The organism is Dorea sp. BIOML-A1 (assembly GCF_009875615.1).
GTDB lineage: Bacteria > Bacillota > Clostridia > Lachnospirales > Lachnospiraceae > Dorea_A > Dorea_A amylophila.
Window position 1 is genome coordinate 52,088 of record NZ_WWSA01000004.1, and the last position, 24,352, is coordinate 76,439.

The window sequence follows — 24,352 nt, forward strand, 5'->3', positions numbered from 1 at the left end:
TGGGATGGGAGGCGGAACATATGAGTATGCTGCAGATCGGAATACTGGGAGTGGCAGGAGTTCTTCTGGCTTTGCAGTTCAAAAATGGTAAATCCGAATATGGCATCTATATCAGTATTGTCCTTGGTCTTTTGATCTTTGCCACTTTGCTTGGGAAGATCAGCCTGATCAAAGATGTACTGAATGAGATCAACGGTGTTGCCGGGCCTGGCAATGATTATTGGAAAACATTGTGGAAGATTCTTGGGATCACATATGCGGCCGAATTTTCTTCGGCAATATGTAAAGATGCGGGGTATCAGACGATTGCATTACAGATCGAAGTGTTCGCCAAGATTACGATCCTGGTGTTAAGTCTTCCGGTGTTAAGTGCGCTTTTGCAGACGATACGGGGATTTCTGATATGAGATGTAGTGCGGGATATAAAAAAATAACGGGCGTTTATATCGGGTGTGTTTTGATATTTTTGCTATTGTTTCCGATAGTGGGGCATATCGGAGTTACATATTGTTATGCGGCGGATCCAGAACAGGAACAACAGAAAATAAAAGAAAGCATCCTCTCAGAATTTGAATACGGCAAAATTGACGATTCCTTACAGTCTCTGTTCCCTGAAAAACGGATCATATTTAAAGAAGTAATATCGGAAATCTTAACCGGAAATCTGAAGGCATCTGCAAAGTTTCTTTCAGAATTCGTCAGGGAGCAGATGTTTTATCTGCTTCAGACGGGCAAAAAGAATTTGATACATATATTGCTGATTGCAATGATTGCAGCATTCATGAATCAGTTTGCAGGTACCCTTCAGAACCGACAGGTGGCAAGTGTCGGATTCTATATGATTTACATGTTATTGGCGGCACTGACGGTCGCTGCTTTTGATGTGGTTCTTAAGTGGGTGGAATCCGGGATACGGAATATCACTGCTTTTATGGGAGTATTCTATCCGGTTTATTTTCTGGCGGTTGCGGTGGCGAAGGGAAGTGTGACAGGGGTGGCATTTTACAATCTTGTTCTGTTTTTAATCTATGCGGTTGAGATCATAATCGAAAATGTACTGCTGCCGATGGTGAGGGTATATATGATCATCCGTATCCTGAATTTTCTGGGACCGGAAGATATGTTGGAGAAATTATCGGAATTCCTGGAAATTGTCATCCGCTGGACGCTTAAGACAGCACTTGCGTGTGTCATCGGTGCGAACCTGATCCAGGGAATGATCAGTCCTGCGATCGATACGGTGAAAAGAAGCACCGTACTGAAAGGTGCAGAGGCAATCCCGGGAATAGGCAATCTCCTGGGCGGAATGACGGAGGTGGCGCTTGGAACGGCAGTACTGGTAAAGAATGGAATCGGGATGGCAGGAGCGGTGATCTGTATTGCCCTGTGTGTCATACCGTTAGTCCAGACTGCGGGAACAGCTCTTCTTTATAAGCTTGCGGCTGCCATGATCCAGCCGGTGTCGGATGAACGTGTCACGGGCTGCGTAGAAGCGGTAGGAGAAGGATGTCAGATACTGATGCAGATTGTATTTACTGTGGGAGTGTTATTTCTGCTGACGATCGCAATCGTGGCGGCGGTGACGAATGCATGACCAAAAAGGAGCGGGACAGATGGAGTTTATCTATAACTGGATCTTAAAGTTATCATTTTTTGCAGTGCTTGGAAGCATGATCTTACAGATGCTGCCGGATCATGGGTTTCAAAAATATGTCCGTTTCGTTCTGGGACTGATTCTGACAGCAATGTTGGTTGTTCCGGTATTGGAATTATTGGATAAGAGAACCGCATTTGAAGAAATTTATCATAACAGTGTATATAAGATTCAGGTCAGTGAACTGGAAGAAAAAAGTCAGAAAGTTCAGGAAGAGATTCTCAGGATAGACGGACAGAATGATGAAAATACAAGCCAGAACAGAAGAATCGAGGTGGAGCAGATTGAAATCGGCAAAGAATCTGAGTGAATTGTTTCCGAACAAACTTACAAACTGGAAAAAGTTTTCGTTTAAAAATTTAAAAAAAGATCAGCTCCTGATTCTGCTTCTTGCAGGAATTCTTCTGATGGTGATCGCAGTTCCGGCAGGAAAGACGAAAGAACATGCTTCGTCCGCATCAGACGGCAATGCAGGAAAAACTGTAAGGGGGACATCTGATGGGACAGACGAAGAAGCGTATACTACCTATCTGGAAGACCGCCTGAGCCGGATCTTATCGCAGATTGAAGGAGCCGGAGAAGTAAAGGTGATGATCACACTGAAATCTTCAGCAGAAAAGGTGCTGGATAAGGATACAGAATCGGATCAGGAAACGGTGACGGAAGAAGACAGCCAGGGAGGAACCAGACAGTCGTCAAAGGCATCCAAAAAAGAAAATACGGTATATGCAAGTGACAGTGACAGCACTACTCAGGGTAGCGGATCTCCATATGTAAGCAAAGAATTAAGTCCCGAAATCGAAGGTGTGGTCGTGATCGCAGATGGCGGCGGGAATGCAGTGGTGAAAGAAAATATCAGCAGTGCGGTCCAGGCATTATTTGATATCGAACCGCATAAGATTAGAATAATGAAAAAGCAGATGAATTAAAGCAGTGTAAAACGGACAGGAGGGCATAACATTGAAAAAGATTGCAAAGAAGAATCAGATTGTGATCGCAACACTGGCAGTGATGATTGCAGCCGCAGGGTATATGAATTACTCGGGCAAATTATTTCCGAACAAGACGAAGACACAGGAGACCAATTCTGAACTCGCGAACAAGGAATTGCTGGATATTTCCGATGAAGATGCATCGGTGCCATCCGGAGATATGAAAAGTCAGGAGGGGGATTCCGGCAGCGGCGCAGACAGCAATGCCGGAAGCACAGATGACGGAAGTGTAGACGGAACACCCGGAGAAGCAGTCCTTACAAATGGATCGGTAAGTTCGGTTGTGTCGCAGGCAAAGGTGAGCAGGGAACAGGTGCGCTCTAAGAATAAAGAAACATTACAGAATATTATCGATAATAAGAATCTCAGCGCCGAAGAAAAAGAAAAAGCCGTGAACCAGATGGTACAGATGACGGAGACCGCAGAAAAAGAATCGGCTGCAGAGTCACTCCTGGCAGCCAAAGGATTTCATAATTCCGTTGTGAGCATCACGGATGATCAGGCAGATGTGATCGTAGGAGCTTCCGAGTTAAGTGATGCAAACCGTGCGCAGATCGAAGATATTGTGACCAGAAAGACGGGGGTGGCAGCACAGAATATTGTGATCAATCCGGTGAATGCGGATTCGAAGTAAGCTGCAGAAAACAAGGGAAAACCTTGAAAATACAGGAAAAATATGTTTGAGCATTTTAAAGACATATGTTATACTGATTAATAGTGCCTATAAACGGATATACTATAAATTAGGAGTGTATAATATATGTCACAGATTACGAATGAAGTAAAGAATCAGATAAAGAAAAGAAGAACATTTGCAATTATCTCACATCCCGATGCAGGTAAGACGACACTGACAGAGAAGTTCCTTCTCTACGGAGGTGCCATCAATCAGGCGGGAAGCGTAAAAGGAAAGGCAACTGCAAAACATGCGGTTTCTGACTGGATGGAGATTGAGAAAGAAAGAGGTATCTCGGTTACTTCTTCCGTATTGCAGTTTAATTATGACGGATACTGTATCAATATCCTGGACACACCGGGACATCAGGACTTTTCGGAGGATACTTACCGTACCCTGATGGCAGCAGATTCTGCGGTGATGGTTATCGATGCATCCAAGGGTGTCGAGGCACAGACGAGAAAGCTGTTTAAAGTATGTACGATGCGCCATATCCCGATCTTTACATTCATCAATAAGATGGACCGTGAAGCAATGGATACATTTGAACTTTTGGATGATATTGAAAATGAACTTGGAATCGCAACATGCCCGATCAACTGGCCAATCGGTTCAGGTAAAGAGTTCAGAGGTGTATATGACAGAGCAAGTAAAAAGGTGGAAATCTTCTCGGATACAAAAAAGGGAACAACGCAGGGAGAAGTAAAGAAGGTAGATATCAATGATCCGGAGATCTCGTGGCTGATCACAGATGATCAGAGAGTGCAGCTGGAAGAAGAAATTGAACTTCAGGATGGTGCCGGAGCAGAATTCGACCAGGAACTGGTAAGCAAGGGAGAACTTTCACCGGTCTTCTTTGGATCCGCGCTTACCAACTTTGGAGTGGAGACATTCCTCCAGCATTTCCTTCAGATGACGACATCACCGCTTCCGAGAACATCTGACAGAGGTCCGATCGATCCGATGGAAGAAGGAGATTTCTCGGCATTTGTATTTAAGATCCAGGCGAATATGAATAAAGCGCACCGGGACAGGATTGCATTTATGCGTATCTGCTCCGGAGAATTCGAAGCCGGTATGGATGTATATCATATGCAGGGCGGAAAGAAAGTACGTCTTTCCCAGCCGCAGCAGATGATGGCAAGCGAGCGTAAGATGATCAGTAAAGCTTACGGCGGAGATATCATCGGTGTATTTGATCCGGGAATCTTTTCAATCGGAGATACACTGACGACCGCACAGGATAAATTCACATATGAAGGGATCCCGACATTTGCGCCGGAGCATTTTGCACGTGTGCGCCAGGTTGATACTATGAAGAGAAAGCAGTTCATTAAGGGAATCAACCAGATTGCTCAGGAAGGTGCAATACAGATATTCCAGGAATACAATACCGGTATGGAAGAGATCATTGTCGGTGTTGTCGGAGTGCTTCAGTTTGATGTGTTAAAATATCGTCTGGAGAACGAATATAACGTGGAGATCCGTCTGGAAAATCTGCCGTATGAGTACATCCGCTGGATTGAAAATGAAGAAATTGATCTGGATAAACTGACCGGAACTTCGGATATGAAAAAGGTAAAAGATCTGAAGGGACGTCCGCTTCTGTTATTTGTCAATGAATGGAGCATCCGTATGACGGTAGACAGAAATGAAGGACTGAAACTGACCGAGTTCGGCAGATCATAAAAATATCAGCAGAAATAAAACTCCCGGGATGACTGGGGGTTTTCAAATGTATATAAGTTTGTTATAATAAAAGACAGTGAAAAACCAGACGGGAGGTCGCTTAGAATATGAGTAAAGAAGAAAAAAATACGTATACAATAAAAACAGATGAAAATCTTGGAGAGATCAAGATTGCAGATGAAGTTGTAGCGATCATCGCAGGTCTTGCTGCAATGGAAGTAGAAGGTGTTGCTTCTATGGCGGGAAATGCGACAAGAGAACTGATCAGCAAGCTTGGAATGAAGTCTCTATCCAAAGGTGTAAAAGTAGATGTGCTGGACGGGATCGTAACGGTATCCCTGGCATTGAACCTGAATTATGGTTACAGCATCAAAGACATCACTTCTAAAGTGCAGGAAAAGGTAAAAACTGCAATTGAGAATATGACAGGACTTGAGGTGGCAGATGTGAACATCCGCGTTGCCGGAGTCGAGATACCGGAGGAAGCATAAGTGAAGAGAACAGAGCAGAGAGAACATATCTTTAAGTTGATATTTGGTGCTGATTTTAACGAAGAAGCAGAACAGGGAACACAGGCAGAACTGTATTTTGAACAGATCGAAGGGGCCACAGAAAAAGATATGCAGTATATCAGTGAAAAAGCGCAGAAAGTTGTAGAGAAGATTGATGAAATCGATGCAATGATCAATGAGCATACGACCGGATGGAAGACAGGACGTATGAACAAGGTAGATCTTACAATCCTGAGACTTGCGGTTTATGAGATGAAGTGGGACGAGGATGTCCCGACAGGTGTTGCAATCAACGAGGCTGTCAATCTTGCGAAGAAATACAGCAGTGAAGACGGTGCATCATTTGTAAATGGAGTACTGGCAAAGCTTGCAGATTAATCAGAGGTAGGAAATGGCTCGAAATGTATATACAGTAAAACAGGTGAATGCATATATCAAGAATATGTTCACCCAGGACTTTATGCTGAACCGTATCTATGTAAAGGGAGAAGTTTCTAACTGTAAGTATCACACATCGGGACATATATATTTTTCATTAAAGGATGAGTCCGGAACGATTGCCTGTGTCATGTTTGCGGGGCAGCGAGGCGGGCTCTCTTTTCATATGAGAGAAGGACAGCAGATCATTGTGCTTGGTTCCGTAAATGTCTATGAAAGAACCGGCGCTTACCAGCTTTATGCGAATGAGATCCGGCTGGATGGAGAAGGAGCACTTTATGAGAAGTACCAGATGCTGAAGCAGGAACTCGAAGAGATGGGAATGTTCGCACCCGAATATAAGCAACAGATTCCGGCATATGCAAAGCGGATCGGTGTCGTGACTGCGCCGACGGGAGCTGCAGTCCGGGATATCATGAATATATCTGCGAGACGCAATCCGTATGTACAGCTGATCCTTTATCCGGCTCAGGTGCAGGGAGAAGGCGCCAAAGAGTCCATTGTGCGGGGAATCCGTATGCTGGAGATGAAAGAAGTAGATGTGATCATCATTGGAAGAGGCGGCGGCTCGATCGAAGATCTGTGGGCCTTCAATGAAGAAGAAGTGGCAAGGGCAATCTTCGACTGTACGGTTCCGGTGATATCGGCGGTAGGTCATGAGACAGACGTGACAATCGCAGATTACGTGGCAGACTTACGTGCCCCGACACCTTCGGCGGCTGCGGAGCTTGCAGTGTGGGATTACAGACAGGTGGAGAATTATTTGGCAGAATGCCGTCTGCGCATGAATCGGAGTGTAGCAGGAGCCGTCCGTATGAACCGGCTGCGGCTGAAAGAGATGGAGACCAGACTCTCTTATCTGCATCCGCGTCATAAGTTACAGGAACAGCAGCAGAGGCTGGCTGAGCTGGAAGATGAACTCCGTCAGATGATGAATGACCGTGTGAAGGAAGCAAGATACCGTCTGGCGATCCAGATCGAGAAGATGAATGGATTGTCTCCGATCCGGAAGCTGAATCAGGGATTTTCTTATGTAGAAGAAGCGGATGGCAGTGTGATAAAGAGTATCCGGCAAGTAAAAAAAGGTGATGAGCTGACGGTGTATGTGACAGACGGACTGATTCAGACATCCGTAGAAGCTGTGCAGAATAAGACGTATGAGATATAAATGATGCCGGTGCAAAGCACGGAACAAATAGAACAGACAGATACCAGGAGAAACAAATGGCGGGAAAAAAAGGACAATCTTTGGAAGAACAGAGCCTTGAGGAGATATTCTCAGATCTGGAACAGACGATAAAAAAGATGGAAGAAGGAGAGATTTCACTGGAGGAATCTTTTCAGCTGTATCATCAGGGCATGGATATGCTGAAAGCCTGTAACAGCAAGATCGATAAAGTAGAAAAGAAGATGCTGTTATTAGATGAAGAGGGTGAGGAACATGAATTCTAAAGAAGAATTTACAATACAGATGAAAACGAAAGTGGCAGAGATCGAAGAAATCCTGAAACGATATCTTCCGGAGGCAGAAGGATATCAGAAGGTGATCATGGAGGCAATGGAGTACAGTCTGATGGCAGGCGGGAAAAGACTCCGGCCGATGCTGATGCAGGAGACCTGCAGACTTTTTGGAGAAGAACCGGAGACATTAAAGCCTTTTATGGCAGCACTTGAGATGATCCATACATATTCACTGGTGCATGATGATCTTCCGGCAATGGATAATGATGAGTACCGCAGAGGCAGAAAGACGACACACATTGTATACGGGGAAGATATGGGAATCCTGGCAGGAGATGCACTTTTGAATTACGCATTTGAGACAGCATTCCGGGCATTTGAGCAGTCTCCGGAAGACAGTCTTAAGATCGGGCGTGCACTTACTGTCCTTGGGAGAAAAGCAGGTATCTATGGAATGATCGGCGGGCAGGTGATCGATGTAAAAGAGACCGGACATGCGGTTTCAAAAGATGTGCTGGATACCATATATGAACTGAAGACGGGCGCTCTGATCGAATGTGCAATGATGATCGGCGCAATCCTCGGTGGTGCTTCGGATGCAGAAATACAGAGCGTAGAAAAGATTGCACATTATGTAGGTGTTGCATTCCAGATCCAGGATGACATTCTGGATGTGACGAGTACAGAAGAGGTACTTGGAAAGCCAATCCACAGTGATGAGAAGAATCAGAAGACCACTTATGTAACACTTCTGGGAATTGAACAGGCACAGAAGAAAGTGGAAGAATTATCGAATGAAGCAATTGCACTGCTTCATCAGTTTACAGGGGAGAATGCGTATCTGGAACAGTTACTGATACAGCTGATTCACAGAGACAGATAAAGGGGATACCTTGTTATGTTAGAAAGAATTCAAAAAGCAAATGATATAAAAGATCTGAAGCCGGAAGAACTTCCGGAACTGGCACAGGAGATCCGAAAGTTCCTGGTCGAGAAGATCAGTAAAACCGGAGGACATCTGGCATCGAATCTCGGCGTAGTAGAACTTACAATGGCAATGCATCTGGTCTTTGATCTGCCGAAGGATAAAATTATATGGGATGTAGGACATCAGTCCTATACACATAAGATCCTGACCGGAAGAAAAGACGGATTTGATGATCTGAGAAAATATGGCGGGATGAGCGGATTCCCGAAGAGAAAAGAAAGTGCATGCGATGCATTTGACACCGGACACAGCTCTACTTCTATCTCGGCGGGGCTTGGGTATGTGTGCGCAAGAGATCTGCAGAGGGAAGATTACAGTGTGATCTCGGTAATCGGAGATGGGTCGCTGACAGGTGGGATGGCATATGAAGCACTGAATAATGCATCCACGCTTAAAAAGAATTTTATCATTGTATTGAATGATAATCATATGTCTATTTCGGAAAACGTTGGAGGAATGTCGGATTATCTGGCAAAGCTGCGTACGGCGGACTTCTATACAGATCTGAAAAAAGGTGTAACAAATGTACTGCATAACGTTCCGGTCGTGGGAGATCCTGTGATCGAGCGTATCCGCAAGACCAAGAGCAGTCTCAAACAGCTGATCGTTCCGGGGATGTTCTTTGAAGACATGGGAATCACCTATCTAGGGCCGATCCAGGGGCATAATATCCCGACGATGGTACGTGCATTTAAAGAGGCAAGAAAGATTGAAGGACCGGTATTGCTTCATGTAATTACCAAAAAAGGAAAAGGATACGGGCCGGCAGAAGAAAAGCCGGAAAAATTCCATGGAATCGGACCGTTCCGGGTAGAGACGGGAGAACCGGAAAACCCGAAAAAGAAAGATACGTATACAGATGTTTTTTGTAAAGTAATGTGTGATGAGGCGGCAAGAAATGATAAGCTGGCAGCGATCACAGCAGCAATGGAAGACGGCACGGGACTTGCAGGATTCCGGAAAAAATATCCGGACCGCTTTTTTGATGTGGGAATTGCAGAAGAACATGCAGTGACATTTGCGGCGGGACTCGCAGCGGGTGGAATAAAGCCGGTATTCGCCGTGTATTCGTCATTTTTACAGAGGGCATATGACCAGATGATCCATGATGTGGCACTTCAGAATCTTCCGGTAATGTTCGCAGTAGACCGTGCAGGGCTGGTGGGAAACGACGGGGAAACCCATCAGGGAATCTTTGATCTGTCCTACTTAAGCACTATCCCTAATATGGTTGTACTGTCGCCGAAGCATAAATGGGAACTGGCTGATATGATAAGATTCGGTATCGCATATGATGGTCCGGTAGCTATCAGGTATCCTAGAGGCAGTGCATGCGATGCCTGTCCGGAATTCAGAAGTCCGGTAGTATACGGAAAGAGTGAAATGCTATACGAAGAACGGGAGATTGCAGTGATCTTTGTCGGACATATGTTTGGCGAGGCGCTGGAGGTCAGAAAACAGTTAAAAGAAGCCGGATATCACTGCTCGCTGATCAATGCAAGATTTGTAAAACCACTGGATACAGAGATGCTGGATCACCTGACAGAGCAGCACAAGCTGATCGTTACGATCGAAGAAAATGTAAGATCCGGCGGATTCGGTGAACATGTAACAGAGTATCTGATGAGGACGGGTTCGGATGCGAGAGTGCAGATCCTGGCACTTCCGGATGAATATATAGAGCATGGCAATGTGGAGGTTCTGCGCAAAGAGACTGGTCTGGATGTAGAGACCATGACAGCGAAGATCCGTAAGTTATATGAGACATTATAGATATGTGACACGATAGATAACAGGAGAGATTATGAAAGAACGATTAGACGTATTACTGGTAAAGAGAAATCTGGCAGCTTCCAGAGAAAAGGCAAAAGCCATCATTATGTCCGGAATCGTATATGTAGATGGGCAAAAAGAAGACAAGGCCGGGACTACTTTTCCGGAAGAAGCTATGATCGAAGTACGCGGACATACGCTTCCGTATGTCAGCCGCGGAGGATTGAAACTGGAAAAAGCAATTAAGAACTTTGATGTGAACGTAGAAGGAAAAGTATGTACGGATGTAGGTTCTTCTACGGGTGGGTTCACAGACTGCATGCTGCAGAATGGCGCAGTAAAGGTATTTGCGATTGATGTGGGACGCGGACAGCTTGATTGGAAATTAAGACAGGATCCACGCGTAGTGTGTATGGAAAAGACAAATATCCGTTATGTGACACCGGAAGATATAGGGGAACCGGTGCAGTTTTCATCCATTGACGTATCCTTCATCTCACTTACGAAAGTACTGCTTCCTATCCGTAATTATCTGACGGATGAAGGACAGATCGTAGCATTGATCAAGCCGCAGTTCGAAGCAGGCAGGGAAAAGGTTGGAAAGAAAGGCGTTGTACGTGAGAAGAGTACACATATAGAAGTGATTCATAAAGTGATCGATTATGCAATGTCTATTGGATTTGAAGTGCTGAATCTGGAATTTTCTCCGATCAAAGGACCGGAAGGCAATATCGAATATCTGGTCCACTTACAGAAATGTGAAGCGACTGACAGAATCTCGCCGCAGATCGATGTCGAAAAGACGGTAGATCTGTCGTTTGCTACACTTGCGAAAGGTTAGAGGCAGATGTTAAAAAAGTTTTGGATCGTTACCAATGACGGGAAAGATACGAATCATGCGGTGACAGGAAAAGTAAAAGAATTGCTGGAGATAGCAGGAAGAAACTGTGCATTGTGTGAAAAGGATGCAGAAAAGAATATTATCAGGGAACGGATTCCGGACATGATAGACTGTGCGATCGTGATCGGCGGTGACGGAAGTCTGATTGAAGTGGCAAGAACACTTTGGAAAAGAGATGTTCCAATTTTGGGTATCAATATGGGAACGCTTGGGTATCTTACAGAAGTAGAAGTGAATAATCTGGAAGAAGATATCACGCAGATGCTGCAGGGTGATTATCTGTATGAAGAACGCATGATGTTAGAAGGAACATTTCAGGATGGGAAAAAGGATGTCGCGCTAAATGATATTGTTGTGTCGCGAAGGGGCGATGACCTGCGCATTATTTATTTCAAATTGTTTGTAAACGGGGAACTTTTGAATTCTTACGAAGCGGATGGAATTATCATATCCACACCGACCGGATCTACGGCATACAATCTGTCGGCTGGAGGTCCAATCGTGGAACCGACAGCGTCACTTACCGTGATCACACCAATCTGCTCTCATGCATTGAATACAAGAAGTATTGTTCTGTCTTCAGACGATGAGATCGTAATTGAGATCGGGGAAGGACGAAGAGGAAATATCGAAAAAGTACTGGTCACATTTGACGGTGCGACCAGTGTGCCGATCCAGACCGGGGATAAGCTGACAATCTGTAAGGCGGAAAAGACGACAAAGATAATGAAGATCAATAAAATCAGTTTTTTGGAAATATTACGGAGAAAGATGAAGGGAAATTGATGAGATGAAAGTAAACAGACATGCGAAGATCATAGAACTGATCAACAAATATCATATTGAAACGCAGGAAGAACTGGCAGAATATCTGAACCGGGAAGGGTTTAAAGTAACACAGGCAACGGTATCCAGAGATATCCGGGACCTGAAGCTTACAAAGATACCGTCTGAGAACGGCAAGCAGAGATATGCACTGCATCAGCATCATGAGAGTGCAATGAGTGAAAAATATATCCGTGTCTTAAGAGAAGGATATCTGTCCATGGATATGGCGCAGAATATCCTGGTGATCAAGACAGTAGCGGGAATGGCAAGTGCGGTATGTGCGGCACTGGATGCAATGAAATGGAATGAGATTGTCGGAAGTATTGCAGGGGATGATACGATCATGTGTGCGATCCGAAGTGTGGATGACACGGTAAAAGTAATGGACAAGATCAGCAAGATTATCTTATAGGAGGATGCATGTTACAGTATTTACATGTGAAAAACCTGGCTTTGATCGATGAGATCGAAGTAGAGTTCGGCAGAGGACTGAACATATTAACTGGAGAGACCGGTGCCGGGAAGTCGATCATTCTTGGCTCGGTCAATCTTGCTCTTGGCGGGAGATACACGAAAGATATCCTCCGACAGGGAACGAGATACGGACTGGTAGAACTGACATTTTCGGTAGAAAGTGAACGACAGATCCGCAGATTAAAAGAACTGGATGTTTACCCGGAGGACGGGTTTGTTACGCTTCAGAGAAGGCTGATGGAAGGAAGAAGTGTCAGCAAGATCAATGGAGAGACGGTGCAGATGGCGACGCTTAAAGCAGTATCCGCCATCCTGATCGATATTCACGGACAGCACGAACATCAGTCATTGCTTTATAAAAAGAATCATCTGGCAATAGTGGATGCATTTGCCGGAGAAGAAACGAAAAAGCAGAAAGAAAAAGTGGCGGAAACATGGCAGCAGTATAAAGAAAAAATAAGAGAACTGTCGGAAGCAGGAACAAATGGATCTGAGCGGGCAAAGGAACTGGCTTTTCTTAAGTTTGAAGTGGATGAGATCGTCCGGGCAGAATTAAAAGAGCACGAAGATGAAGAACTGGAATCATGTTACCGGCGCATGTGTAACGGAAAGAAGATTGCCCAAAGTGTTGCAGAATGCTACCAGTATACGGGCGAAGATGGGGAAAGTGCGAGCGAAAAGCTTGGAAGGGCACTCCGAACACTGTCGGAAGCTGTGGATGCCGATGAGCAGCTGTCACAGTTATATACCCAGCTGGCGGATGTAGACAATCTGCTGAATGATTTTAATCATGAACTGGCAGAATATCAGAAAAACTGTGAATTCTCGGATGAAGAATTCTATGAGACAGAAAAGCGGCTGAACGAGATCAATCATCTGAAGACAAAGTATGGGAATTCTTATGAAGAGATCATGGCATACTGTAAGAAGCAGGAAGAACGAATCGGGATTCTGGAAAATTATGATACTTATATGCAGGAACTGGAGAAATCCTGTGAGCAGTTGTCGCAGAAGTATCTGGAACTGGCAGGAAAGCTTTCGGCACTGCGGCAGAAGAAGGCTAAAATGCTTGAAAAAAAGATTCAGAAAGGTCTTGAAGATCTGAATTTTGAACAGGTACAGTTTGAGATACATTTTGCGGAAAAGAAAGAATATGCCAAAGATGGCATCGATGATGTGGAATTCAGGATCTCGCTTAATCAGGGACAGCCGGTGAAGCCGCTGACAGAAGTGGCATCCGGCGGGGAACTTTCCAGAATTATGCTGGCGATCAAAGCGGTAATGGCAGACAAAGATGAGATTGAGACGTTGATCTTTGATGAGATCGATGTCGGGATCAGTGGACGTACTGCTCAGAAGGTTTCGGAAAAAATGGCACTGATCGGAAAAGAACACCAGGTGATCTGTATTACGCATCTGGCGCAGATCGCAGCTATGGCAGACCGGCATTTTTTGATTGAAAAAAAGACAGAAGATGCCGTGACACGAACGCAGATCTATCCATTGAATGAAGAAAATTCCGTGGAAGAACTTGCAAGGATCCTTGGCGGAGCCAGGATCACAGATACGGTGATGCAAAGTGCCAGAGAGATGAAAAATCTGGCATCACAGATGAAATAAAAAATGTAAAGATCCAGAGTATTTTTTCTGAAATACCATATACTAAGACAGACATTTGTAACAGAGTGTCTGTTTTTTTATTGCTGTGCAGACAAAAGACAGGATGGAGTGTGGGATATGAGAAAATACTGGTATCGTAGATTCCTGCTTGTGCTGCTTGTGTTATCTATCCTTGGTTATGCAGGATATGAGATTACAAAGCGGCAGGAACAGGGGAGAAAAAAAGAAGTAAGTGCAGATACGGTTTCTTCGGACACTGTGATCCCGGGAGGAATGCCGGTTGGGATCTATCTGGAGACGGAAGGTGTCATGGTCTTAGGTACAGAGAAGATTACCGGAGCGGATGGAAAAATGACAGAACCGGCCAGGCATCTTGTGAAAGCCGGGGATTATATAGTGGAATGTAACGGAAAGAAGATTGCCGATAAAAAGAGGCTGCAGGACACATTAAAAAAGCTGGATGCGGAAGAAGTGGTCCTAAAGCTCAGGAGAGATTCCGGATATCTGGATGTGAAGATAAAACCGGTGCGGAATAAAAAGAATCAGTACATGCTGGGAATATGGGTAAGGGACAATGCACAGGGGCTTGGAACTGTGACATTTCTGAACACGGACAGTCGTTTTGGAGCATTGGGGCATGGAATCCATGACACAGATACGAACACTCTGATGGAGATTAAAGACGGAAGGGTCTACGAGACCAGCATTCGCAATATCCAGAAAGGAGCAGGAGGGGAACCGGGCGGGATAGAAGGAATCATCGTTTATAACCGGTATAATGTTCTGGGAACTATTGATAAAAATACAGATTGTGGGATATTCGGAACCCTTGAACGTACAGACAACCTGTTCCGGAATACAGAGCCGGTCGGCATTATGGCAACGGATGAGATCAAAAAAGGGGATGCGGTTATACGATGCTGTGTAGAAGGAAAAGTAAAAGAATACAAAATTCGTATAACAAAAACCGACAAACATACAAAAGAAGAAAATAAAGGTCTGGAGATCAAGGTGACAGATCCGGAACTTCTTGAGATTACAGGCGGAATCATACAGGGAATGTCCGGGGCACCAATCCTTCAGAACGGGAAAATCGCTGGTGCAGTCACCCATGTATTCGTCAATGATCCTGCAAGGGGATATGGGATTTTTATCGAAAATATGCTGAAACATGTAGAATAATTAGAATATTGTCGATGCAGGTCAGGTTTTTACGACAGCATTTTCTTGTTCGAAAATTACAGGAATTATATAATAAAACTCGACATGATTATTAAGGGACAAGGAGGCATAACGTAAAATGAGAGAAGTTAATGTAGCAATCGCTGACGACAATGAGAGAATTTTGGATATGCTGGGGGAAATCATAGAGCAGGATCATGATCTGAATCTGATAGGCAAAGCCAATAATGGAGAAGATATGTATCGTCTGATCAAAGAAAAAGAACCAGATGTAGTACTACTGGATCTGATCATGCCTAAGCTCGATGGTTTAAGTGTGATGGAAAAAATAAATGCAGATGACCAGATCACCAAGCGTCCGGAATTTATCATAGTAACGGCTGTTGGACAGGAACGGATCACAGAAGATGCTTTCCGAAAAGGAGCAAGTTATTATGTGATGAAACCATTTCACAATGATATGATCTTAAGCCGGATCAAAGATGCAGGAAAAGGAGAGAGGCGGAATAGTTCTGAAGCAATACCCGGAAGCACAGTGCAGAAGAAGCCGGAGTATAATCTGGAGACGAGGGTGACAGATATGATCCATGAGATCGGAATACCGGCACACATCAAAGGATATCATTACCTGAGAGATGCGATCATCATGGCAGTGGATGATATGGATGTATTAAATGCAATCACAAAAGTTCTGTATCCGACGATCGCTAAGATGCACCAGACGACGGCAAGCAGAGTAGAAAGAGCAATCCGCCATGCAATCGAAGTTGCATGGAGCAGAGGAAAACTGGATACACTGGATGAACTCTTTGGATATACAGTAAGCAACGGAAAAGGTAAGCCGACAAACTCGGAATTTATTGCACTGATCGCAGATACGATCCGTCTGGAAAATAAAAACCGGTAAACAACCCTTTTATTCTGAATAAAAATACGTTATAATGATAAAGTATTCTAAGGTTGGGAGGAAAATGCAATGAAGAAAATATTATTTGCGGCATCTGAGTCAGTCCCATTTATCAAGACAGGAGGACTTGCTGATGTTGTCGGCTCATTACCAAAATATTTTGATAAAGAAAAATTCGATGTGCGTGTAATGCTTCCGAAGTATATGTGCATGAAAGATGAATGGAAAGAAAAACTTCAGTATCACACACATTTTTATATGGATCTGAACTGGAGAAAGCAGTATGTAGGTGTTCTCGAAATGGAATACGACGGAATCAGGTTTTATTTTATAGATAACGAGTATTACTTTAACGGATATGCACCGTACGGTGATATATATGCGGATATTGAAAAATTTGCATTCTTCTCAAAAGCTGTATTAAGCGCACTTCCATTGATTGATTTCAGACCAGATATCATTCACTGTCACGACTGGCAGACAGGGCTGGTTCCAATCTATCTGGATAATTTCAGATATGGCAATGAATTTTACCGTGGAATCAAGACGGTCATGACCATACATAATCTGAAATTCCAGGGAACATGGGATCCGAAGCGTGTCAGAGATATTACCGGATTACCTCAGTATTATTTCGCACCGGATAAACTGGAGGCATATAAGGATGCAAACTACCTGAAGGGTGGAATTGTATATGCAGACAGAGTGACGACGGTAAGTAATTCCTATGCAGAAGAGATCAAGACACCATTCTATGGTGAAAAGCTGGATGGTCTTATGAATGCAAGGGCAAATTGTCTGTCAGGAATTGTAAATGGAATTGACTACGAAGATTATAATCCGCTGACAGATAATAAGATTGAGAGAAATTATGATGTCAGCAATTTCCGTAAAGAAAAAATCAAGAATAAGATCGCACTTCAGAAAGAACTTGGTCTGGAGGAAAACCAGAAGACCATGATGATCGGTGTGGTTTCCAGACTGACAGACCAGAAAGGCTTTGATCTTGTTGCCTATGTAATGGATGAACTGTGTCAGGATGCAGTACAGATCGTAGTTCTTGGTACAGGGGAAGAGCAGTATGAGAATATGTTCCGTCATTTTGCCTGGAAATATCCGGGAAAAGTATCTGCAAACATTTATTATTCAGAAGCAATGTCCCATAAGATCTATGCCTCCTGTGATGCATTTCTTATGCCATCCCTGTTTGAACCATGCGGACTCAGCCAGTTGATGAGTCTGCGTTACGGAACAGTCCCGATTGTACGCGAGACAGGTGGATTAAAAGATACGGTAGAGCCATACAATGAGTATGAAAAGACCGGTACAGGATTCAGCTTCATGAACTACAATGCACATGAGATGCTGGCAACTGTACGTTATGCAGAACAGATCTATTACGATAAGAAGCGTGACTGGAACAAGATTGTTGAACGTGCCATGAATAAAGACTTCTCATGGAAGAATTCTGCAAAACAGTACGAAGAATTATACGAAGGAATGTAAAAACAGACTAAAGGAGAACGACAGAAAAAATATGAAAATCAGTGATATATTAGTAGAAAAGACACCGCATCTTTCTTTTGAGGTATTTCCTCCGAAGACAGATGCAGCATATGAAGGAGTATTAAAGGCGACAGAAGCAATTGCAGAATTGAAACCGTCATATATGAGTGTTACATATGGTGCAGGCGGCGGTACCAGTAAGAATACTGTAAAGATTGCATCACATATCAAAGATAAATATAATGTACCAAGCCTTGCACATCTTACTTGTGTATCATCAACAAAAGAAGAAGTGCATCAGGTAATCGATCAGTTAAAGGCATCAGGAATAGAGAATATCCTTGCTCTCAGAGGAGATATTCCACAAGAGAGTGAATTCCCACTTCCGAATCATTATCAGTATGCATATGAGCTGATCGAGGATATCAAGAGTCAGGGAGATTTCTGCATCGGGGCTGCATGTTATCCGGAAGGACATGTAGAGTCCGAACATAAGAAGGATGATATTGCACATCTGAAACAGAAAGTAGACTGTGGTGTAGATTTCCTGACTACACAGATGTTTTTTGATAACAATATTCTTTATAATTTCCTCTATAGAGCGAGAGAAAAGGGTGTTACCGTTCCGGTTATTCCGGGAATCATGCCGGTAACAAATGCAAATCAGGTAAAGAGAATCCTGTCTATGTCCGGAACCAACCTTCCGGAGAGATTCAAAGCAATCGTAGATCGCTTTGGAGATAATCCGAAAGCAATGCAGCAGGCAGGTATTGCGTATGCGACAGACCAGATCATCGATCTGTTCGCAAATGGCATTAACCATGTTCACGTATATTCTATGAATAAACCGGAGGTTGCTGCGGCAATCCAGGCAAATCTTTCAGAGATTCTGAATAAATAGAGGAAGCAAAATGGACGCAAGAACGAAAGAAGCAATTCGTTACTTGGGATATGGCAGACATGCGGTAGATGATCATACGCTGAAGCTTGTGGAAAGCTGTTTTGAAGAACTTTCCCAGGCGGCGTGCGGCAGGATCGTCTACCGCATTTTTGAATTAGAATTCCCGGAGAGTGGAAGAATCCTTCTGGGAAATCTGGATATCCACAGTAAAAATCTTTATAAAAATCTGACGGGATGTAAAAAAGCAGTGCTGCTGGGTGCAACGCTTGGACCGAAAGTTGATCTGCTATTGCGGAAATATTCCATCGGAGATATGGCAAGAGTGGTAACACTTCAGGCGTGTGCGGCTGCTATGCTGGAAGAATATTTGGATGAATGGCAGACTGCTCTGGAAGCAGATATGAAGAAAGAGGGTTATTATATCAGACCGAGATTCAGTCCTGGATATGGAGACTTTGATATTGCACATCAGGATATGATCCTCCGTATGCTGGATACGGCAAAGAAGATCGGGCTGACACTTACCGGCGGCAATATGCTGACACCGTCAAAATCGGTGACGGCAGTGATCGGTCTCAGTGAAACAGAGACTTCCTGCCATATCAAAGGTTGTGAAGTGTGTCAGAAGAAGGACTGCGCATATCGCAGGTCATAAGATACAGGAAAAGGATAGGAGCAGACAGATGTTATTAGAACGACTGGGAAAAGAATTATTATACTTTGATGGCGGCATGGGAACGCTTCTGCAGTCAAAAGGATTGCAGCCAGGAGAACTTCCGGAAGTCTGGAATCTGGAGCATGCAGAAGAGATCGTTGATATTCATAAGTCATATTTCGAAGCCGGCAGTGATATCGTGCTTAGCAATACATTTGGTGCCAATGCGATCAAATTTCATGATTCCAAGTATGGACTGAAAGAAATCGTGACGGCCGGGATCCAAAATGCGAAAAAGGCCGCAGAGCTCGGCGTGCATGATGGAAGAACGACTTATGTAGCGTTAGATGTGGGCCCGACGGGTAAATTATTAAAACCAATGGGTGATCTTTCTTTTGAAGATGCATATGAGGCATTTAAAGAGACCATGATCTATGGAGAAGAAGCAGGAGCAGATCTGATCCATATCGAGACCATGAGTGACAGTTACGAAGTGAAAGCAGCAGTACTTGCAGCAAAAGAGAATACGTCACTTCCGGTATTTGCAACCATGATCTTTGATGAAAAGGGAAAACTTCTGACAGGTGGAGATGTCCCGGCAGTGATTGCCATGCTGGAGGGACTCCGCGTGGATGCACTTGGAATCAACTGTGGTATGGGACCGGAACAGATGCTTCCGATCCTGGAGGATATTCTGAAATACGCATCGGTTCCGATCATCGTAAAACCGAATGCAGGACTTCCGAAGCAGCGTGACGGGGAAGTCTATTATGATGTAGAACCGGAACAGTTTGCCGGATATATGGCAAAAATCGTAGAGATGGGAGCGCACGTGATCGGCGGATGTTGTGGAACAACACCTGCACATATCCAGAAGATGGTTGAGACGACCAGAGAAATGAGTGTGAAGCCGGTAACAAAGAAAGATATCACAATGGTATCTTCTTATGGACATGCGGTTATCCTTGGCGGCAAGCCGATGATCATCGGAGAGAGAATCAACCCGACCGGTAAGAAGAAATTTAAACAGGCATTAAAAGACCATGACATGGATTATATCCTGAAAGAGGGTATTACGCAGCAGGATAAGGGAGCACATATTCTGGATGTCAACGTAGGACTTCCGGATATTGACGAGCCGGCGATGATGAAAGAAGTTATCATGGAGCTGCAAAGCGTATCCAGCCTGCCGCTTCAGATTGATACAGTTGATATTACAGCAATGGAAACGGCTATGCGTATCTATAATGGAAAGCCGATGGTGAACTCTGTAAATGGAAAACAGGAAAATATGGATGCTGTCTTCCCGCTTATTAAGCGTTACGGAGGTGTTGTGATCGGTCTTACGATCGATGAGGACGGAATCCCGGCAACCGCAGACGGAAGAGTCCGTGTGGCAGGAAAAATCATCGAAGAAGCGAAGAAATACGGCATTGACAAAAAAGACATCGTGATCGATGTGCTGGCAATGACGATCAGTTCTGAACCGGAAGGTGCGAAGGTCACGCTGGAAGCACTCAAAAAAGTCAGGGAGATTTATGGTGTCTGTACGGTTCTTGGTGTATCGAACATTTCGTTCGGTCTTCCGTACCGTCCGGCAGTTAATTCAAATTTCTATACGATGGCCATGCAGAATGGATTAAGTGCGGGGATCATTAATCCTTCTTCTGAGGATATGATGCGCTCGTATTATTCATTCTGTGCGCTGATGAATTACGATAAGAACTGCGAGGAGTATATCCGTGTATATGGCAGTCAGAAAGCAGGAACACCTGCACCGGCAGCCAAGGCAGAACTGACTTTAAAAGAGGCCATCGAAAAAGGTCTGAAAGAAGAAGCACATCATGCAACAGGAGAACTGTTAAAGAAACAGGCACCGCTGGAGATCATCAATGAACATCTGATCCCAGCACTGGATACGGTAGGAAAAGGATTTGAAAAGGGAACTGTCTTCCTGCCGCAGCTTCTGATGAGTGCCGATGCGGCAAAGATCGCATTTGCAGTGATCAAGGATGTACTCGCACAGGAAGGCGGGGAAGTCCAGGCGAAGAATAAGGTCATTCTCGCAACGGTAAAAGGAGATATTCACGATATTGGTAAGAACATTGTAAAAGTCCTTCTGGAGAATTACAGTTTTGATGTGATCGATCTGGGGAAAGATGTACCACCGGAGGTGATCGTAGATACTGCAGTGGAGCAGGATATCCGGCTGGTAGGTCTAAGCGCGCTTATGACGACAACGGTTGTAAGCATGGAAGAGACCATCAAGTTATTGAGAGAACGTAAACCTGAATGTAAAGTCATGGTAGGGGGAGCTGTGCTGAATCAGGATTATGCAGATATGATCGGGGCAGATTTTTACGGCAAAGATGCAATGCAGTCCGTATATTATGCACAGAGAGTATTTGAAGAAGAGTAATCAGTGAGCAAAGAATTTCATAAAAATATACAGCAGACAAAAAGGAGACAGAAAAAATGGGATTAATATTACCAGAACATTATGACCCTCGCTTAAGCGTAAGAGAGACACAGGAAGCAATCAAGTACATTCGTGACACGTTCCAGAAGGAATTCGGAAAAGAGATGAATCTGGAGAGAATCTCTGCACCGTTATTCGTAGAAAAAAGCAGTGGTCTGAACGATGACCTGAACGGTGTGGAAAGACCGGTACAGTTTGATATCGCAGGCGTTCCGGGAGAGACAATAGAAGTTGTACATTCCCTTGCAAAATGGAAACGTATGGCATTATACAAATATGGATTCCAGCCGGGTGAGGGACTTTATACAAATATGAATGCGATCCGCAGAGATGAAGAACTTGACAACTTACATTCCTGCTACGTGGATCAGTGGGACTGGGAAAAAGTGATCAAAAAAGAAGAACGTACCGTTGAGACACTGGAAGCTACCGTACGCAATATCTTCAAGATCATCAAACATATGGAACATGAAGTATGGTACAAATATCCACAGGCAGTAAAGAAACTTCCGGAGGACATCTATTTCATCACTTCCCAGGAACTGGAAGATATGTATCCGGATAAGACTCCGAAGGAAAGAGAAAACCTGATCACAAAAGAACACGGCTGTGTATTCCTGATGAAGATCGGTGACAAACTCGCAAGCGGCGAACCGCACGACGGACGTGCACCGGACTACGATGACTGGCAGTTAAACGGAGATATCCTGTTCTGGTTCGAGACACTGAACTGTGCACTTGAGATCTCCAGCATGGGTATCCGTGTAGATGAAAAAGCGCTGGAAGAGCAGCTTGTAAAAGCCGGCTGCGAAGAGAGAAAGAATCTTCCATATCACAAAATGCTGTTAAACGGCGAACTTCCGTACACCATCGGAGGTGGTATCGGACAGTCCAGACTGTGCATGCTGCTTCTCGACCGCGCACATGTCGGTGAAGTACAGGCAAGTTTGTGGCCGGAGCAGATGCGGAAAACCTGCAAAGAACACAATATGATTCTGCTTTAAATTGATTTTCAAAATTAGTTGATAACATTTTCTCAAGTGTCTATAATAGAACTATAGACTGTTATAAAAATGACAAAGGAAAAACAGGAGGAACTCCAACTATGATGAGAGGCATTAACACAACCGTAAGACGGTTGAGAAGAAAAGTTTTTGAAGAAGTTGCAGCACTTGGCTTCAAAGCAGATGCAGATACTCTGTGCGATGATATGGAAGCAATCCCATATGCACTGGTGAATGATGAGACAGAGCAGTACCGTGACAGTGTTTACCGCGCAAGAGCAGTTGTACGAGAACAGGTAAGACTTGCAATGGGACTTTCACTCCGGCCGGAAGACAAACCGGTACATCTGACAGCGGGGGTGGAAGCAAGTAACATATCAGATAAGTATTATGAACCGCCGCTTATGCAGGTGATTCCATCCGCATGCATGAGATGCGAAGCGAAAGGATATGAGGTCAGCAACATGTGCAAAGGATGTCTGGCACATCCTTGTATGGAAGTCTGTCCGAAGGGTGCGATTTCCATGGTAAACGGCAAATCCCATATTGATCAGGAAAAATGTATCAAATGTGGAAAGTGCAAGAGTGTCTGCCCATATGATGCAATTTCCAAAAAAGAGCGTCCGTGTGCAAAAGCATGCGGTGTAAATGCAATTGAATCGGATAAAATGGGACGCGCCTATGTCAATCCGGACAAATGCGTATCCTGTGGTATGTGTATGGTAAGCTGTCCGTTTGGAGCAATTTCAGACAAATCCCAGATCTTCCAGCTTGCAAGAGCATTGTCGGAAGGCGAGCAGATTATTGCTGAGATCGCACCGGCATTTACCGGACAGTTCGGAGATAATATCAATGCGAGAAACTTAAAAGCAGCACTGGAAGAAATTGGATTTTCACAGGTGTATGAAGTGGCGCTTGGTGCAGATATCGGAGCTGTTGCGGAGGCACATCATTATGTAGAGAAGGTTGCGACAGGAGAATTACCGTTCCTTTTGACATCCTGCTGTCCGTCATGGGCAATGCTGGCAAAGAAATATTTTCCGGATATGATCGATGAAGTGTCTCAGGAACTGACTCCTATGGTCGCTACTGCACGTACGATCAAGAAAGAACATCCGAATGCTAAAGTAGTATTCATCGGACCATGTGCGGCCAAGAAACTGGAAGCGATGCGCAGAACCGTAAGAAGTGATGTTGATTTTGTAGTGACATTTGAAGAACTGCAGGGAATGTTTGATGCGAAAGGAATCGACCTTTCCGAATATGAGGCAGAGTCTTCCTTCCACAATGCAACAGGTGCGGGACGCGGCTATGCGGTTGCAGGCGGCGTGGCATCTGCAATTGAAAAATGTGTAAATGAGTACTATCCGGGTGTGGAAGTAAAGATTGAGCATGCAGAAGGTCTTGCGGATTGTAAGAAGATTCTTTCTATGGCGAAGATCGGAAGAATGAACGGATGTCTGATCGAAGGAATGGGCTGTCCGGGCGGATGTGTAGCCGGTGCGGGAACGAACATCCCGGTGCCAAAAGCACAGAAGAAAGTGAAAGAATTTGTAAAAGCATCCAGCAAGCAGCTTCCGCCAAAAGAACTCGGTGAAATCGAGCTGAAATAAGTAAAAAAGAGACCAAAAAAGAGACAGGCGTAAAGATTGACAAAACGCCTGTCTCTCTTTATAATTAAAAGTTAGTATTGATAAAAATATTTATACTGA

General features: G+C 44.3%; 24 protein-coding genes. All 24 read left to right on the forward strand.

Features of this window, described 5'->3' with window-relative positions; all coding sequences use genetic code 11:
• Positions 1-20: 20 nt before the first annotated feature.
• The 24 genes from GT508_RS02415 (at position 21) to GT508_RS02530 (ending at position 24,253) form a co-directional block, all read left to right on the forward strand.
• The gene (locus tag GT508_RS02415; protein WP_161143499.1) at positions 21-407 is read left to right on the forward strand and encodes a SpoIIIAC/SpoIIIAD family protein; all 387 of its coding nucleotides are present in this window, start codon (positions 21-23) and stop codon (positions 405-407) included.
• A complete protein-coding gene (locus tag GT508_RS02420; protein ID WP_161143500.1) occupies positions 404-1,594 on the forward strand; it encodes a stage III sporulation protein AE in 1,191 nt (396 codons plus the stop codon). The genes GT508_RS02415 and GT508_RS02420 overlap by 4 nt, the downstream gene beginning before the upstream one ends.
• A gap of 19 nt (positions 1,595-1,613) precedes the next feature.
• A complete protein-coding gene (locus GT508_RS02425) occupies positions 1,614-1,964 on the forward strand; it encodes a stage III sporulation protein AF (protein ID WP_028085777.1) in 351 nt (116 codons plus the stop codon).
• The gene (locus GT508_RS02430; protein WP_330576875.1) at positions 1,939-2,583 is read left to right on the forward strand and encodes a hypothetical protein; all 645 of its coding nucleotides are present in this window, start codon (positions 1,939-1,941) and stop codon (positions 2,581-2,583) included. The genes GT508_RS02425 and GT508_RS02430 overlap by 26 nt, the downstream gene beginning before the upstream one ends.
• A 31-nt stretch (positions 2,584-2,614) precedes the next feature.
• A complete protein-coding gene (locus GT508_RS02435; protein ID WP_161143501.1) occupies positions 2,615-3,280 on the forward strand; it encodes a SpoIIIAH-like family protein in 666 nt (221 codons plus the stop codon).
• Positions 3,281-3,406: 126 nt separating this feature from the next.
• On the forward strand, positions 3,407-5,011 hold the full coding sequence (locus GT508_RS02440) for a peptide chain release factor 3 (protein ID WP_028085774.1): 1,605 nt from the start codon (positions 3,407-3,409) through the stop codon (positions 5,009-5,011).
• A 107-nt stretch (positions 5,012-5,118) separates the two neighbouring features.
• Positions 5,119-5,502 carry an Asp23/Gls24 family envelope stress response protein gene (locus GT508_RS02445; RefSeq protein WP_055283448.1) on the forward strand — a complete coding sequence of 128 codons (384 nt, stop codon included), beginning with the start codon at positions 5,119-5,121 and terminating at the stop codon, positions 5,500-5,502.
• Complete coding sequence (gene nusB / locus GT508_RS02450; protein WP_028085772.1) at positions 5,503-5,901, forward strand: transcription antitermination factor NusB; 399 nt, start codon at positions 5,503-5,505, stop codon at positions 5,899-5,901.
• 13 nt (positions 5,902-5,914) lie between these two features.
• Complete coding sequence (xseA, locus tag GT508_RS02455; protein ID WP_161143502.1) at positions 5,915-7,129, forward strand: exodeoxyribonuclease VII large subunit; 1,215 nt, start codon at positions 5,915-5,917, stop codon at positions 7,127-7,129.
• A 56-nt stretch (positions 7,130-7,185) separates the two neighbouring features.
• Entirely contained in the window at positions 7,186-7,413 is a 228-nt protein-coding gene (gene xseB, locus GT508_RS02460) for an exodeoxyribonuclease VII small subunit (protein WP_161143503.1), read from the forward strand.
• Entirely contained in the window at positions 7,403-8,305 is a 903-nt protein-coding gene (locus GT508_RS02465) for a polyprenyl synthetase family protein (RefSeq protein ID WP_055283453.1), read from the forward strand. Before xseB ends, GT508_RS02465 begins: the two co-directional genes overlap by 11 nt.
• 15 nt (positions 8,306-8,320) lie before the next feature.
• A complete protein-coding gene (gene dxs / locus GT508_RS02470) occupies positions 8,321-10,183 on the forward strand; it encodes a 1-deoxy-D-xylulose-5-phosphate synthase (protein ID WP_161143504.1) in 1,863 nt (620 codons plus the stop codon).
• A gap of 31 nt (positions 10,184-10,214) precedes the next feature.
• A complete protein-coding gene (locus GT508_RS02475; protein WP_055283458.1) occupies positions 10,215-11,024 on the forward strand; it encodes a TlyA family RNA methyltransferase in 810 nt (269 codons plus the stop codon).
• A gap of 6 nt (positions 11,025-11,030) precedes the next feature.
• Complete coding sequence (locus GT508_RS02480) at positions 11,031-11,870, forward strand: NAD(+)/NADH kinase (protein WP_117597424.1); 840 nt, start codon at positions 11,031-11,033, stop codon at positions 11,868-11,870.
• A 4-nt stretch (positions 11,871-11,874) separates the two neighbouring features.
• Entirely contained in the window at positions 11,875-12,324 is a 450-nt protein-coding gene (argR, locus tag GT508_RS02485; RefSeq protein WP_028085765.1) for an arginine repressor, read from the forward strand.
• An 8-nt stretch (positions 12,325-12,332) separates the two neighbouring features.
• A complete protein-coding gene (gene recN / locus GT508_RS02490) occupies positions 12,333-14,006 on the forward strand; it encodes a DNA repair protein RecN (protein ID WP_161143505.1) in 1,674 nt (557 codons plus the stop codon).
• A gap of 117 nt (positions 14,007-14,123) precedes the next feature.
• Positions 14,124-15,188, forward strand: a complete 1,065-nt coding sequence (gene spoIVB / locus GT508_RS02495; protein WP_161143506.1) for a SpoIVB peptidase — start codon at positions 14,124-14,126, stop codon at positions 15,186-15,188.
• Between the two features lie 118 nt (positions 15,189-15,306).
• Positions 15,307-16,095 carry a sporulation transcription factor Spo0A gene (gene spo0A, locus GT508_RS02500; RefSeq protein ID WP_117597426.1) on the forward strand — a complete coding sequence of 263 codons (789 nt, stop codon included), beginning with the start codon at positions 15,307-15,309 and terminating at the stop codon, positions 16,093-16,095.
• 69 nt (positions 16,096-16,164) lie between these two features.
• Entirely contained in the window at positions 16,165-17,601 is a 1,437-nt protein-coding gene (glgA, locus tag GT508_RS02505) for a glycogen synthase GlgA (RefSeq protein WP_055283470.1), read from the forward strand.
• 31 nt (positions 17,602-17,632) lie between these two features.
• Positions 17,633-18,502, forward strand: a complete 870-nt coding sequence (gene metF / locus GT508_RS02510) for a methylenetetrahydrofolate reductase [NAD(P)H] (RefSeq protein WP_055283472.1) — start codon at positions 17,633-17,635, stop codon at positions 18,500-18,502.
• Positions 18,503-18,512: 10 nt separating this feature from the next.
• Entirely contained in the window at positions 18,513-19,157 is a 645-nt protein-coding gene (locus tag GT508_RS02515) for a vitamin B12 dependent-methionine synthase activation domain-containing protein (RefSeq protein WP_055214113.1), read from the forward strand.
• A gap of 28 nt (positions 19,158-19,185) precedes the next feature.
• Positions 19,186-21,576 (forward strand): homocysteine S-methyltransferase family protein, encoded by a 2,391-nt coding sequence (locus GT508_RS02520; RefSeq protein ID WP_161143507.1) that lies wholly within the window; start codon positions 19,186-19,188, stop codon positions 21,574-21,576.
• 56 nt (positions 21,577-21,632) lie between these two features.
• Complete coding sequence (gene asnA / locus GT508_RS02525) at positions 21,633-22,640, forward strand: aspartate--ammonia ligase (RefSeq protein ID WP_055283476.1); 1,008 nt, start codon at positions 21,633-21,635, stop codon at positions 22,638-22,640.
• Between the two features lie 101 nt (positions 22,641-22,741).
• Positions 22,742-24,253 (forward strand): 4Fe-4S dicluster domain-containing protein, encoded by a 1,512-nt coding sequence (locus tag GT508_RS02530; protein ID WP_055283478.1) that lies wholly within the window; start codon positions 22,742-22,744, stop codon positions 24,251-24,253.
• The last annotated feature ends 99 nt before the right edge of the window (positions 24,254-24,352 follow it).